General features: G+C 56.7%; 11 protein-coding genes. 5 read left to right on the top strand and 6 right to left on the bottom strand.

Features of this window, described 5'->3' with window-relative positions; genetic code table 11:
• Positions 1-35 precede the first annotated feature (35 nt).
• Entirely contained in the window at positions 36-1223 is a 1188-nt protein-coding gene (locus OVA10_RS11830) for an MFS transporter (protein ID WP_268195998.1), read from the bottom strand.
• A gap of 116 nt (positions 1224-1339) precedes the next feature.
• Here OVA10_RS11830 and OVA10_RS11825 point away from each other — a divergent pair, with 116 nt between their 5' ends.
• A complete protein-coding gene (locus OVA10_RS11825; protein ID WP_268195997.1) occupies positions 1340-2296 on the top strand; it encodes an AraC family transcriptional regulator in 957 nt (318 codons plus the stop codon).
• Positions 2297-2307: 11 nt separating this feature from the next.
• Here OVA10_RS11825 and OVA10_RS11820 read toward each other — a convergent pair whose 3' ends face one another.
• A complete protein-coding gene (locus OVA10_RS11820; protein WP_268195996.1) occupies positions 2308-3690 on the bottom strand; it encodes a carbohydrate porin in 1383 nt (460 codons plus the stop codon).
• Positions 3691-4105: 415 nt separating this feature from the next.
• On the opposite strand from OVA10_RS11820, the gene OVA10_RS11815 reads away from it, so the two are divergent.
• Positions 4106-5803 carry an alpha,alpha-trehalase gene (locus tag OVA10_RS11815; RefSeq protein ID WP_268195995.1) on the top strand — a complete coding sequence of 566 codons (1698 nt, stop codon included), beginning with the start codon at positions 4106-4108 and terminating at the stop codon, positions 5801-5803.
• Between the two features lie 60 nt (positions 5804-5863).
• Here OVA10_RS11815 and OVA10_RS11810 read toward each other — a convergent pair whose 3' ends face one another.
• Positions 5864-7966: a TonB-dependent siderophore receptor gene (locus OVA10_RS11810; RefSeq protein WP_268195994.1), complete on the bottom strand. Its 2103-nt coding sequence runs from the start codon at positions 7964-7966 to the stop codon at positions 5864-5866.
• 118 nt (positions 7967-8084) lie between these two features.
• Positions 8085-8339: a GlsB/YeaQ/YmgE family stress response membrane protein gene (locus tag OVA10_RS11805; RefSeq protein WP_100779849.1), complete on the bottom strand. Its 255-nt coding sequence runs from the start codon at positions 8337-8339 to the stop codon at positions 8085-8087.
• A gap of 207 nt (positions 8340-8546) precedes the next feature.
• Between OVA10_RS11805 and ycgR the strand changes: the two genes are divergently transcribed.
• On the top strand, positions 8547-9278 hold the full coding sequence (ycgR, locus tag OVA10_RS11800) for a flagellar brake protein YcgR (RefSeq protein ID WP_100779848.1): 732 nt from the start codon (positions 8547-8549) through the stop codon (positions 9276-9278).
• A gap of 36 nt (positions 9279-9314) precedes the next feature.
• Here the strand turns inward: ycgR and emtA are convergent, their stop codons facing one another.
• Positions 9315-9926: a membrane-bound lytic murein transglycosylase EmtA gene (gene emtA, locus OVA10_RS11795; RefSeq protein ID WP_100779847.1), complete on the bottom strand. Its 612-nt coding sequence runs from the start codon at positions 9924-9926 to the stop codon at positions 9315-9317.
• 111 nt (positions 9927-10037) lie between these two features.
• Between emtA and ldcA the strand changes: the two genes are divergently transcribed.
• The gene (ldcA, locus tag OVA10_RS11790; protein WP_123427632.1) at positions 10038-10952 is read left to right on the top strand and encodes a muramoyltetrapeptide carboxypeptidase; all 915 of its coding nucleotides are present in this window, start codon (positions 10038-10040) and stop codon (positions 10950-10952) included.
• 97 nt (positions 10953-11049) lie between these two features.
• Positions 11050-12786, top strand: a complete 1737-nt coding sequence (locus OVA10_RS11785) for a potassium/proton antiporter (RefSeq protein WP_100779845.1) — start codon at positions 11050-11052, stop codon at positions 12784-12786.
• Between the two features lie 41 nt (positions 12787-12827).
• Here OVA10_RS11785 and dadX read toward each other — a convergent pair whose 3' ends face one another.
• Positions 12828-13898: a catabolic alanine racemase DadX gene (dadX, locus tag OVA10_RS11780; protein ID WP_268195993.1), complete on the bottom strand. Its 1071-nt coding sequence runs from the start codon at positions 13896-13898 to the stop codon at positions 12828-12830.
• Positions 13899-13902: the final 4 nt, after the last annotated feature.

Genomic DNA, 13902 nt, shown 5'->3' with positions numbered 1-13902 from the left:
GGGTGGCGACATCGCCGCCACCCGGCTTTTAATCGTTATTCCGCTTTGACACGAACGCCCATCAAGACAATCACCATTGCGCTCACCAGCAGCAAGCCGCTTCCGGCGAATACCCCGCTGGCACCGTTGAGGTCAAACACCGCCCCGCCGCCTGCCGCACCTGCACCAATCGCAAACTGAATCGACGCCACCAGCAAACCACCCGCACTTTCGCCTTCGTCCGGCACCGTGGTCGCAAGCCAGGTCGACCAGCCCACCGGCACCAGGCCAAAGGCAAAGCCCCACAGCGCCACCAGCAGTCCGTCCAGCATCGCCAGATGGCCGTATGCCACCATGATCAGCGCCAGAACGCCCATTGCAAACGGCACCAGCGCCAGCGTCAGACGTAAATTGCGCGCCAGCAGATGCCCGGCAATCGAGGTGCCGACGAAATTGGCGAGGCCAAAGCCCAGCAGGATCAGCGAAATGCTCTCGACGCTCGCCTGCCCGACGGTTTCAAGGAACGGGCGCAGGTAGGTAAAGAAGGCAAAGTGACCGCTAAAAATCAGCACCGTGGCTAATAGCCCGCCGATCATGCCAGGGCGGCGCAGCACGCGCAGTAACGTCCCGAGACTGCCGCTGCTCTCCGGTTTCATTGACGGGAGCACCCACAGCTGCCAGAGCAGCGCCAGCATGCTCGGCAGAATGCAGAGGATAAAGACGTTACGCCAGCCGATCAGGCTGCCCAGATAGCTGCCGAGCGGCGCAGCGACCACAGTTGCGATCGACACGCTGGAGAAGATCACCGCCAGCGCTTTCGGCACTTTATCGGCCGGAACCAGCCGCATCGCCGTGGCCGTGGACATTGCCCAGAAGCCGCCGATAGCGATACCTAACAGCAGGCGCCCCATCAGCAGTACCTGCAAATTGGGCGCAAAGGCCACCAGCAGGCTGGAGATAATTTGCAGCACAGAGAAAAACATCAGCACCCAGCGGCGGTCGATGCTTTTGGTGGCGGGCGTAATCAGCAGCCCGGTCACCAGCGCGACCAGCGCCGTTGCGGTCACCGCCTGCCCGGCCATCCCTTCGCTGACGCCGAGACTGGCAGCCATCGGCGTTAACAAACTGGCCGGTAAAAACTCCGCCGTAATCAGGCCAAACACCCCCAGTCCCAGTGAATAGACCGCTCGCCAGGCGGGTTTTGCGGGCGCTATGGCCTCGCTCGCCGCGATAGTTGAATTCATCTGTTGCTCTCCCGTTAGAAAAATGTGACAACCGTCGCAAAAGCATAGAGCGTTCCCCCTGGACGATCTATGACATATAATCTTCACTTATTGATAATTCGTCCGGAGTTGTGCCCATGACCGTTCAGTCGCCCGATTTAATCAGTGAGCTTTTACGTGGAATGCGTCTCTCCGGCGTGAAGTACCGCCGCATCGAGGCCAGCGCCCCTTTTGGCGTGGCGTTCACCCAGGCCCCCGGCAAGGCGCAGTTTCATTTCGTCAGCCACGGTTCAGCGGTGCTGAGCATGGAGAGCGGCGCGGTGTTTACCCTGAGCAGCGGCGATGCGCTGTTTATTCCCAACGGCAATGCCCACGCCCTGCTGTCGGATGAAAATGCCACCGTCACCCCGGTGTCGGCGTTTCCCAGCGAGCCGATTTGCAACTCTGTGTGCGCCATCACCTGCGAGGCGTGCCCGGAAAGCGAAAACGTGGTGATATTCAGCGGATGTATGGATTTTGAGCTGGGCGGGATGCAGCCCCTGATCAAAGCCATGCCGGAAGTGATGATGGTGAGCCGTCTGATGTCGACCTGGCCGGAGATCCACCCACTGCTGGCGGCGATGGAGCGGGAATCCATGACCCGGCAGGTCGGTTTCGCCGGGATTCTGGCGCGTCTCGCCGATGTGGTGGCCGCTTTAATTGTGCGCGGCTGGGTGGAAGCGGGCTGCGGAAAAGCCACGGGCTGGGTGCAGGTACTGCGCGACCCACGTCTGAGCCGTGCAATTTATGCCATGCACCAGCAGCCGGGCGTCAACTGGAGCGTGGCGGAGCTGGCAAAAGAGGCTGGTACTTCACGTTCGGTCTTTGCCGAGCGGTTTTTATCCGCCACCGGCACCACGCCTGCCAAATATTTGAGTGAACTCAGGATGCGCCTCGCCATTCATTACATTCGGCATGAACATCAGGCGATTGAAACGGTGGCGTTGCGGCTGGGATATGGATCGCTCGCGGCCTTTAGCCGGGCGTTTAAACGCATCGTCGGCCATGCGCCGGGAACCCTGCGGGAAACCAGCCAGACCCCCGAAGAGGTCTGACTGGCGAGGCATCAGAAGTAGTATTTGAAGCGAACGCGGCCGCCGTAGCGATCGTCGTTATTATCAGCGCCCTTATTCGGATGCGCTTCCACCCAGGAGGCGTACGCCCCGAGATAGATATTAAAGTTCTTCATATTCATCAGGTTCGGGATGAGATACGACGCGTGAAGGGTATGAATATCGTAATCGCCCGGATCGGTTATCCAGCAGTCGTTATCGCAGTTATCGTACACATTCGCGGAGTTAAATTTATCCACCTCGTTGTGGGCGTAAATGTAGCCCAGCTCGATGTTGTGCCACAGGGCGTTAGTCCCCGCGGTAAAGTCGGTTTCATCCGTGGCATCCATATAAGCGGTATTAAGGTTCACCACAACGCCGTCTTGCGGATCGGTTTGCTGACCATTCCAGGTCATCGTGAAACCGTAACCGGTACGATCGGACTGATCGACCCACTGCCCTGACGCATCGCGATAGCCGTAGGCGTTGTTGACGAGGTTACTCTCCATCGCCACCGCCGTTGAGAAGCGTCCGCTCTGCCAGGCGATGACCGGGCGGATATAGGCCACATTTTTGTCGTTATCGAGATTGATGCCGTGATACTGCTTGTCGACGAACAGCGTGCTGCCGTCTTCCAGCAGCGTGTTGACCTCGAAATACCAGTTATCCAGGGTTTTGCTCATCAGGAAGTTGCCACCGCTGTCGCTACGTCCCCGGCCCTCTTTCATCATGTAGATATAGCCATAGCCGTCGCTGTAGAGATCGTTGGCCGTATTCCCGGAATATTCGATAAAGGTATCCTGATTGAGCGGGAACATATCGTAGGCTTCAAAACGTCCGACTTTGATCTTCCAGTTATTCTCATTGCCGAAGAAGAATACGGCATCATCGAGATTCATTTTGCCGGTGAGATCTGCCAGCGGCTGCACTGAGAATCCGGAAAAATTACCGTCATCCATTCGACGATAACCGTCAAAGCCTAACAGCAGACGCCCGTTAATATCCCAGCGTTCATTATTTCCCGATGCCCAGTCTTTATTCGCACTGGTTTTTATCGACGTTAGTGCACCGCTCCTGCTGGCCGCATCCATGTTAAATTCGACGTCGCCGTAAAATTTAATATCGCCGTAGCCAGAAAGCGTCAGTTTCGGTAACGCCGACGCGGTGACCGGCTCGGCTGATTCCACCGTCACGGTCGGCTCTGTTTTGGCGACGACTGTCTGTTGTTGCTGTAATTGCTCAATTTGCGCTTCGGCCTTCTCCGCCCGGCTTTCAGCCTTTTCCAGACGTGCTTCCAGCTGTGCAAGTTTCTCTTCCAGAGTGGGCGCATGTTGCGCAGCATATCCTCCCGCCGAGCAAATTACGCTGACGGCTAACACAATCAACTTTATTCTCATGGATTCCTTCCTGATAAATTACTGCGGCCAATAAACAGCGATATTTCGCCTAATTGTGCCCGACGGTTCCATTACGTTTTTTCATCCGTTAATTATGTTTTTTAATTTATGTGATCGCTAAGAAGTGTTTCTTCATAAAATCGGCAATAAATAATGCACGCGATCACATTTGTAATTAGTGAGAGCCTTAATTGATTCAGGCTTATTCAATCACATTACCTATTAAGAAATTAAAAACAATAAACAGCAGATATATATTAACGCTTTATTACTGATTATTCCTGTGTGGGTAAAGTGTCTGGTTTTGCGAAAAATGGGATATTCGACACGCGAAAACGGCCATATTCGTCTAAGGTTTTCAGGTGATTGACGGCAGCGGCGACGCTGCTCGCGAGAATAAAAAGGAGAAAAACCGATGACGAAAACTGAAATGCGCCGTCCTGCACGCCTGCCGCTGGCGCTGCGTGTGGCACTGGGGGGCGCGATGCTGAGCGTCGCCGCACTGAGCTTCGCTGATGAGTTACCTTCCACACAAAAACAGTCGCCGGATATTCTGCTCGGTCCCCTGTTCAGTGACGTGCAAAGCGCTAAGCTGTTCCCCGATCAAAAAACCTTCGCCGACGCGGTGCCGAAAAGCGATCCCCTGATGATTCTGGCGGATTACCGTATGCAGCATCTGCAACGCGGATTTGACCTGCGCCATTTCGTCGAGATGAATTTTACCCTTCCTGCTGAAGGCGAAAAATACGTTCCGCCTGCCGGACAGAGCCTGCGCGAGCATATTGATGGCCTGTGGCCGGTGCTGACGCGCACCACTGATAAAGCCGATAAGTGGGATTCGCTGCTGCCGCTGCCGAAACCTTATGTAGTACCGGGTGGCCGTTTCCGCGAAGTCTATTACTGGGACAGCTATTTCACCATGCTGGGGCTGGCCGAGAGCGATCACTGGGACAAAATCAGCGATATGGTGGCCAACTTCGGCTATGAGATCGACACCTGGGGCCATATTCCCAACGGCAACCGCAGCTACTATCTGAGCCGTTCGCAGCCGCCGTTTTTCTCCCTGATGGTCGAACTGCTCGCCACGCACGATAAAGAGGCGCTGAAAACCTATCTGCCGCAGATGGAAAAAGAGTACACCTACTGGATGGAGGGTGTGGAGACGCTGCAGCCGGGTCAGGCCAACAAGCGGGCGGTGAAACTGGATGACGGCGCGATTCTGAACCGCTACTGGGACGATCGCGACACGCCGCGTCCGGAGTCCTGGCTGGATGACGTGACCACCGCCAAAAACAACCCGAACCGTCCGGCGACGGAAATCTACCGTGACCTGCGCTCCGCTGCCGCCTCCGGCTGGGACTTTAGCTCCCGCTGGATGGACGATCCGCAAAAACTTGGCACCATTCGTACCACCAGCATTGTGCCGGTAGATTTGAACGCCCTGCTGTTCAAAATGGAAAAATTGCTCGCCAAGGCCAGCCAGGAATCAGGTGATACCGAGCGCGCAAACCGCTATGAAACCCTGGCCAACGCGCGGCAAAAAGCGATCGAGAGCCACCTGTGGAATGACAAAGAGGGCTGGTACGCCGATTACGATCTGAAGAGCAAAAAGGTACGTAATCAGCTGACTGCCGCCGCCCTGTTCCCGCTGTACGTCAACGCCGCCTCCAAAGAGCGGGCCGATAAAGTGGCGAGTGCCACCGCGTCACGCCTGTTGAAACCGGGTGGCGTGACTACCACCACCATCAACAGCGGCCAGCAGTGGGACGCGCCAAACGGCTGGGCACCCTTGCAGTGGGTGGCGGCCGAAGGGCTGCAAAACTACGGTCATAAGAAAGTGGCGATGGATGTCACCTGGCGCTTCCTGACGAACGTGCAGCATACCTACGACCGCGAGCAGAAGCTGGTGGAGAAATATGATGTGTCGACCACCGGCACCGGCGGAGGCGGCGGTGAGTATCCGTTGCAGGACGGTTTCGGCTGGACCAACGGCGTGACGCTGAAAATGCTTGATTTAGTCTGTCCGAAAGAGAAACCGTGCGACAGCCTGCCGGCGACTCAGCCTGCGGCGAACGATGATGTGGCGCCTGTGCAGAAGAGTGCCGCGCAGTAGGATTGTGCGGCTGGTGCTCTCACCCTCTCACGCAAGAGAGGGTGAGACATCAAAGGAAAATCAGAAGCTGTAGCTTGCTCCCACCTGAACTGTGCGGTCGCGACCAATCCAGCAGTTTGTCGCGTCGTAGCAGGTAAACGTCTCTTTGTTGGTGATGTTCTGCGCGCTGGCTTTCAGGGTCAGCCCAGCCAGCGACGGCAGAACTTCACCCATCTGATAAGAGGCGGCCAGATCGTACTGCGTCGTGCCGCCCAGTTTACCCTGATCGTTGGTCGGCGCGATCTCCATCGGCCCGGTGTAGCGTGCGCCTGCACCGAGGTTCAGCCCTCTCAGTGGCGTGCTGTCGAAGGTGTAGTCCCCCCACAGGTTAAAGGCGTTTTCTGGCACCTGCGTCGGGCGTTTCCCCTGGTATTTGTCATCTTCCGTGTTGATCGCGTGGGTGTAGGCGTAATTGGCGATCAGCGTCAGGTTATCCGTCGGACGACTGACGGCAGACAATTCCGCCCCTTTCGATTCCACTTCACCGGTCTGACGATAGTTCAGGAAGCCCGGATCGGTCGTGACCACATTTTTCTGGCGAATGTTAAACACCGACGCGGTAAAGGTGGTCGCGTACTCTTCCAGCAGGTATTTCACCCCGCCTTCCACCTGTTTGCTGGTGGTTGGCTTGACGTCTTTAGCGGTCAGCGTGCCCTGCGGTGAAACGGGCGCAAAGCCTTCGGAGTAGCTGATAAACGGCGAGATACCGTTTTCAAAGGCGTACAACGCCCCCAGACGTTTAGTGACGCGATCCTGCGATACCCAGGCTTTATCACCGTTTTGCAGATAGTCGGTGGTGACGGAGCGATAGTCATCGTAGCGCAGGCTTCCGAGCAGATTCAGCCCGCCGAATTCGATCTGATCCTGCAGGTAGTACCCGTTTTGCTGATAGCTCAGGCGATTTTTCTGCGCGGTGTAGAGACCGAGGGAACCGTCGTTGACCTGCGTGTAGTCCGGGTTACGCATATCGATACCCGGCGTATTTGCCGCATAGCGATAGTGGAAGTGGGAATTGAGCTTCTGGTAGTCGAAGCCTGCCAGCAAATGGTGCTTCCAGTCGCCCAGCTCCAGCGTTTTGGTGACCTGGTTATCCATGTTGAAACTCTGCAGGTCTTCGTCGGTGGTGTAAGCAAAGCGGTTTAGCTCGTACACGTTTGCGCCCGGCCCTGTGGAGTAAATGCTGCGCTGGTGCGTATCCACGTCGAAGTAGCGCGCTTTCTGACTGAAGCCCCAGCCGCTATCAAACTGGTGTTCAAAGCTGTAGCCCAGCATCCACTGGCGCTGTTTGAAGCCGCTCCATTCGTCGCCTGCATAATCGCGGCGATCGGCATATTTGGAACGCAGATATGAAAGCGGAAGCGGGTTAGACGGCGTCAGGCTCGGGCTGTTTTGCGCGAGCGCATCAAGGGTCAGGCGCGTTTTGCTGTCTGGCTGCCAGGTCACGGACGGTGCCACCAGGTAGTTTTCCGTGCGCGTGGTGTGCGGCTGATCGTCGCCTTCCGTCGCTTTGCCCAGCAGACGATAGTCCCAGTCGCTGTCGGCAATCTGCCCGGTGGAATCGAGATAGCCCTCTGTCAGATTGCGCGTCCCGGTGTTGAAGCCCACTTCCGTTTGCGCGGTGTTTTGCGGCTTTTTGCCCTGAATATTGACCAGCCCGCCCGGCGAGCCGCCGCCGTACAGCACAGAGGCGGGGCCTTTAAGGATGTCCACGCTCTCGATCAGCAGCGGATCGATGCGCGCTTTGGTGTTCCCGGTGACATTGTAGGGCAGCTGCAGACCGTTGTAATACTCCTGCTCGACGGTGAACCCACGGATCTTATATTCACTCATATAGGAGGTATTGCCGCGCACTTCCGTCGACACGCCCGGCGCATAGCGCAGGATTTCGTTGATCGAATTCGCGTGACGCTGTTCGATCTCCGTGGCGGAAATAGTGTTGATGACCTGTGGGGTTTTACTCTCGGCAACGGCTGATTTGGTGGCACTGTTCGTCCACTCAGGAAGCTGACTGCCCTGTTCCGATCCGGTCACGAGAATGGTTGATTCTTCCGCAAACGCGCAAGTCTGCAACGCCAGTGTGACCGCGCCTGCCAACGCACATACTGCAAAACGCGAGGTGTTCATAGTGTCGTCTTATTATTAGATGATATAAAGAACGACAATTATTCTCATTTCGATTAACAAAGCAATATGCGGACAAAAAAAACGGCCCTCAGGGAGAGCCGTTTGCGTTTTTAGTGGTTTATGTGCGTCTGAGCAGTCTGAAAATGGCAAGGACGACGATGGCACCGACCACCGCCACCAGGAAGCTGTGCAGGTTAAATCCGCTGACGCTGCCGCCGACGCCAAACATGGTCGCCAGCCAGCCGCCGACAACCGCACCGATAACCCCCAGCACGCAGGTCAGAATGAAGCCGCCACCATCACGCCCCGGCATAATGAATTTTGCGATCACGCCGGCGATAAGACCAAAAACAATCCAGGCGATAATACCCATAGCGATGCCCTCTTGCAGATGAAATGCATGCGCTGAAAATGTTTCGCGCAAGTGACTTAAGTATAGGTCACTGCGCTAAAACCGTTTTTTCTCACCGACTTAATTCCCTCTCATTTTTGAAAAAAAATCACCGGTTTGTATTAAGTTCTGACGCCCATTGCCGATACTTCAGGGACAGTCCGTCAGACAACCGAGGAGCCATTCGGCGTGAGTAATTACAGTGAGCAGTTCCTGAAGCAAAATCCGCTGGCTGTATTAGGGGTATTACGCGACCTGCACAAGGGCGAAGTGCCGGTGCGCATCAGCTGGGCGTCGAACCAGTTTATCAGTAAGATTCTGGAAGCCACTCCGGAGCGTCTGGTCATCGACCTCGGTAGCCAGGAGTATGAAAACCGGGCGGTACTGCGCGCAAAAAATCTTTCTGTGATGGCGGAAACCAAAGGGGCAAAGGTTGAGTTTGTCCTGCCTCATGTGGAACAAGGTGATTATCTCAATCTGCCCGCTTTTATCACCCCGCTGCCGGAGAGCCTGTGGTTTGTCCAGCGTCGGGAATATTTTCGGATTAACGCCCCGCTGCATCCTTCCTATTTTTGTAAGGCCAGAATGCCGGACAAAAAAGAGATTCGCTTTCGCCTGTTCGACCTGTCGCTCGGCGGGATGGGCGCACTGATGGACACACCCCGACCGGACGGACTGGTGGAAGGGATGCGTTTTTCACAAATCGAACTGGATATGGGCGGCTGGGGGCGTTTCTACTTTGATGCGCAGCTGATTGCCATCAGTGAACGCAAAGTGGTGGACAGCAAAAATGAGACCATCACCACACCACGACTCAGTTTTCGCTTTCTGAATGTCGGGCCTGGGGCCGAAAGGGAGCTTCAACGAATTATCTTCTCGTTAGAGCGAGAAGCGCGAGAACGCGCGAATAAGGTTCTCTGAAGGCGCCGGACAGCATCTCGCTGCCCGGCCTGGGCATTACATGGCGTCCATCGCTTTCTGTACTTTCCAGATATAGCGTGGAGCCTGTGGTGCCGGATGGTTGTTCACCACATGCTCAAAGAATTCGTCTTTGTCCATGCCGTTGATCTCATTGATGGCCTTTTTGCGATCCGACGAGAAGGTTCGCAGCAGCGCCCCCGCCCCGTTCACATACGACACCACCAGCGCATACTGCATCACTTCGGGATCTTCGATGCCTTTCAGCACACCGTGCTCCAGAATGCTCAGATACGCGGTACCCATGGAGATATTACGCTCCGGGTTTTTCAGCTCGCTGGTGGACGGCTGCCCGCTCCAGCCCATGTAGCGGTAGACTTCACGCCCGGCGGTGGAGGCTTTCAATTGCATTAAGCCCACTGCATTTGATTTGCTGACCAGCGTCGGGTTGCCGCCGGATTCGACTGCAATGATGGCCGTCACCAGTCGCGGACTGACGCCCCACGCTTTCCCGGCCTTTTCGCTGATCGGCATCCACTGCATGGCACGTTTGACAGGGACTTCCGGGTTCCACGGCGGATTTTGATAATCCTGTTTTGAACTACAGCCCGCCAGCAATACAATCAAAAAAGCAAACCATCTCAATTTCACGTCATCTATCCTTATAGCCGATCATCGCGGTTACGCATCCGCCCCTTGAAGCAGACCGCATACAGGCGGCATGATATAGGCATTTAGTTTCTCATTCAGCAAGGATTTGCCATGTCTCAGTTTCATCTTGTTGCCCCGTCCGGCTACTGCATTAATCAGGACGCCGCCCGGCTTGGCGTAACGCGTTTAGAGGCATCCGGCCATCGGGTGGATAATCAGACGATCATCCCCCGCCGTCTGCAGCGTTTTGCCGGGACTGAGCAGCAAAGAGTGGCTGATATCAACGACCTGGTCACCCTCGAAGGCGAAAACCAGATTATTCTGGCGGTGCGCGGCGGGTATGGCGCGAGCCGTTTGCTGGAGACCATCGACTGGGCCGGGCTTGCCCGACGCCAGCAGCAGGACCCGCTGCTGATCTGCGGTCACAGCGATTTCACCGTGATTCAGCTTGGTCTGCTGGCCCTGCATAACGTCATCACCTTTAGCGGGCCGATGCTGGCGGGGAACTTCGGCGCACCGGAGTTGAACCGTTTTACCGAGGAGCATTTCTGGCGCGCCTTGAAAAATCCGACGTTCAGCGTGGAGTGGCAAGGCAACGGCCCGCAGTGTGAGTGCGAAGGCCAGCTGTGGGGCGGCAATCTGGCGATGCTGGTGTCGCTTATCGGCACGCCGTGGCTGCCGCAAATTGAGAACGGCATTCTGGTGCTGGAGGATATCAACGAGCATCCGTTCCGCGTCGAACGGATGCTGTTGCAGCTGATGCACGCCGGTATTCTCGGGCGTCAGCGCGCGGTTGTGTTAGGCAGCTTCAGCGGCGCGACGCCGAACGATTACGATGCGGGTTATACGCTGGAAACCATGATCGATTACCTGCGCTCGCGCCTCGACATTCCGGTGATCGACGGGCTGGCGTTTGGCCATGAGCAGCAAACCGTCACCCTGCCGCTGGGCGCTCAGGCGACGCTTTGGCACTCGCAGGCGGGCAGCCGGTTAACCCTGCGCGGCCATCCTGTCTTAAAGGCATAAAAAAGCGGTTTAACCACCTCAATAAAACGCTGTTTTTGTCGTTAATATGATAGGGTTTTATTATCAGCAACAACATTGAGGTGGGAGTAAGACAACATTGGATGCCGCAGCGATAATCAGTCTTTTCATTCTGGGTTCCGTATTAGTAACCTGCAGTATTTTATTAAGTTCATTTTCATCGCGTCTCGGCATACCTATCCTTGTTATCTTCCTGGCCATCGGCATGCTCGCGGGCATCGATGGCGTCGGCGGGATTCCATTCGATAATTATCCTTTCGCCTACATGGTGAGTAACCTCGCGCTGGCAGTGATTTTGCTGGACGGCGGGATGCGCACCCAGGCCAGTTCGTTTCGCGTCGCCTTAGGCCCGGCCCTGTCGCTGGCAACCGTCGGCGTGCTGATCACCTCCGGCCTGACCGGTATGATGGCCGCCTGGCTGTTTCATCTGAATATCATGGAAGGATTGCTGATTGGCGCGATTGTCGGCTCGACCGATGCGGCGGCGGTGTTCTCCCTCCTCGGTGGCAAAGGGCTGAACGAGCGTGTCGGTTCGACGCTGGAGATTGAATCCGGCAGCAACGACCCGATGGCGGTGTTCCTGACCATCACCCTGATTGAGATGATCCAGCAGCACGAATCCGGCCTGAGCTGGATGTTTGCCTGGCATATTCTCCAGCAGTTTGGCCTCGGGATTATCATCGGCCTTTCCGGCGGCTATCTGTTGCAGCAGATGATTAACCGCATCTCCCTGCCTGCCGGGCTGTACCCTTTGCTGGCGCTTAGCGGCGGTATTCTGATTTTCGCCCTGACAACGGCGATGGACGGCAGCGGTATTCTCGCCGTTTATCTCTGCGGCTTCCTGCTGGGAAATCGCCCGATTCGCAACCGCCACGCCATTTTGCAGAATTTCGATGGCCTGGCCTGGCTGGCGCAAATCGGCATGTTCCTGGTGCTGGGGCTGCTGGTGACGCCGTCCGATCTGCTGCCGATTGCCATTCCGGCGCTGCTCCTCTCGGCGTGGATGATCTTCTTCGCCCGTCCGCTGTCGGTGTTTGCCGGGCTGTTGCCGTTCCGTGGGTTTAACCTGCGCGAGCGTATTTTTATCAGCTGGGTGGGCCTGCGCGGGGCGGTGCCGATCATTCTGGCGGTCTTCCCGATGATGGCGGGGCTGGATAATTCACGGCTGTTCTTCAATGTCGCGTTCTTCGTGGTGCTGGTGTCGCTGCTGTTCCAGGGTACGTCCCTCGGCTGGGCGGCGAAAAAGGCCAAAGTGGTGGTGCCACCGGTTGGCCTGCCCGTTTCACGCGTGGGGCTGGATATTCATCCGGAAAACCCGTGGGAGCAGTTTGTCTATCAGCTGAGCGCCGATAAATGGTGCGTGGGCGCGTCGCTGCGCGACCTGCATATGCCGACGGAAACGCGGATTGCCGCGCTGTTTCGCGATAACGCTCTGCTGCACCCGACGGGCAGCACTCGCCTGCGTGAGGGCGACATTCTCTGCGTCATTGGTCGTGAGACCGATTTGCCTGCCCTCGGGAAGCTGTTCAGCCAGTCACCGCCCGTGGCGCTGGATCAGCGGTTCTTCGGTGATTTTATTCTGGAAGCGAACGCCAAATTTGCCGACGTGGCGCTGATTTACGGCCTGGACGAGGGGCTGGAGTATCGCGATAAACAGCAGACGCTGGGTGAGATTGTGCAGCAGCTGCTGGGTGCCGCGCCGGTCGTGGGCGACCAGGTGGAGTTTGCCGGGATGATCTGGACGGTGGCCGAGAAAGAGGATAACGCGGTGCGCAAGGTGGGCGTGCGTCCGATGGAGGACGAGGGTTCAGAATGATATTTTGCCGGGTGGCAGCAACGCCACCCGGCATTATAACGTTACACCGTCACTACTGGCACTCTCGGGGCCAGTGCCGTTAACATTTCATAGCCTACCGTTCCCGCTGCCGACGCCACGTCATCGACTTTCACCTCATTCCCCCACAGCTCTACCGGCGAACCGATGCCTGCCTGCGGGCATGGGGTTAAGTCCACCGCCATCATATCCATTGAAATGGTGCCAACGGTGCCGGTACGCACACCATCGACCCACACCGGCGTGCCGGTTGGCGCTAGACGTGGATAGCCGTCAGCATAACCGCCCGCCACAATACCAATACGCTGTTCGCCTGACGCACGATAGCGGCTGCCATAGCCCACCGTATCGCCCGCTTTCAGCGTCTGAATGCCGATGATTTCACTGCGCAGGGACATAACCGGTTTCAGCCCGCTGTTGGCGATGTCCTGCCACTGGCCGGACGGCGACGCGCCGTAGAGAATAATGCCTGGACGTACCCAGTCGTAATGGGCTTCCGGGTGCCAGAGCGTGGCGGCGGAGTTCGACAGCGAACGGGCGCACTCCAGCCCTTCTGCCGCCTGATTGATACGCACCATCGCCTCGGCAATGCCGTCCGGTTTTTCGGCATCGGCAAAGTGCGCCATCAGTGTCATCTCACCGACATTTTTCATGGCGCGCAGCTGCTGCCACATCGTATGTACGCGCTCGGGCTGGAAACCTAAGCGGTTCATACCGCTATTGACCTTGAGATAGATATCCAGCGGCGCATGCAGTTTTGCGTTTTGCAGCGCTTTGATTTGCCAGTTGCTGTGGACGCTGGTGGTGAGTCGGTACTTGTCCAAAAGCGGCAGTTCGTCGGCGTGGAAGAAGCCTTCGAGCAGCAGAATTGGCCCTTTCCAGCCGCGTTCGCGCAGCAGGATCGCCTCTTCCAGATTCAACAGCGCAAAACCATCGGTGGCGCTCAGCGCGCTCCAGATGGACTCAATTCCGTGGCCGTAGCCGTTGGCTTTCACCACCGACCATACGCGAGAGCCCGGCGCAGCACGGCGGACAATCTGCAGGTTATTTTTTAACGCCTGCAGATCCAGCTGAGCCAGAATAGGACGGGACATGACA

Source organism: Lelliottia sp. SL45 (genome assembly GCF_026672535.1).
Classification (GTDB): domain Bacteria; phylum Pseudomonadota; class Gammaproteobacteria; order Enterobacterales; family Enterobacteriaceae; genus Enterobacter; species Enterobacter nimipressuralis.
Note: the sequence above shows the minus strand (reverse complement) of the source record. Positions and strands in the feature narration are given on the sequence as shown.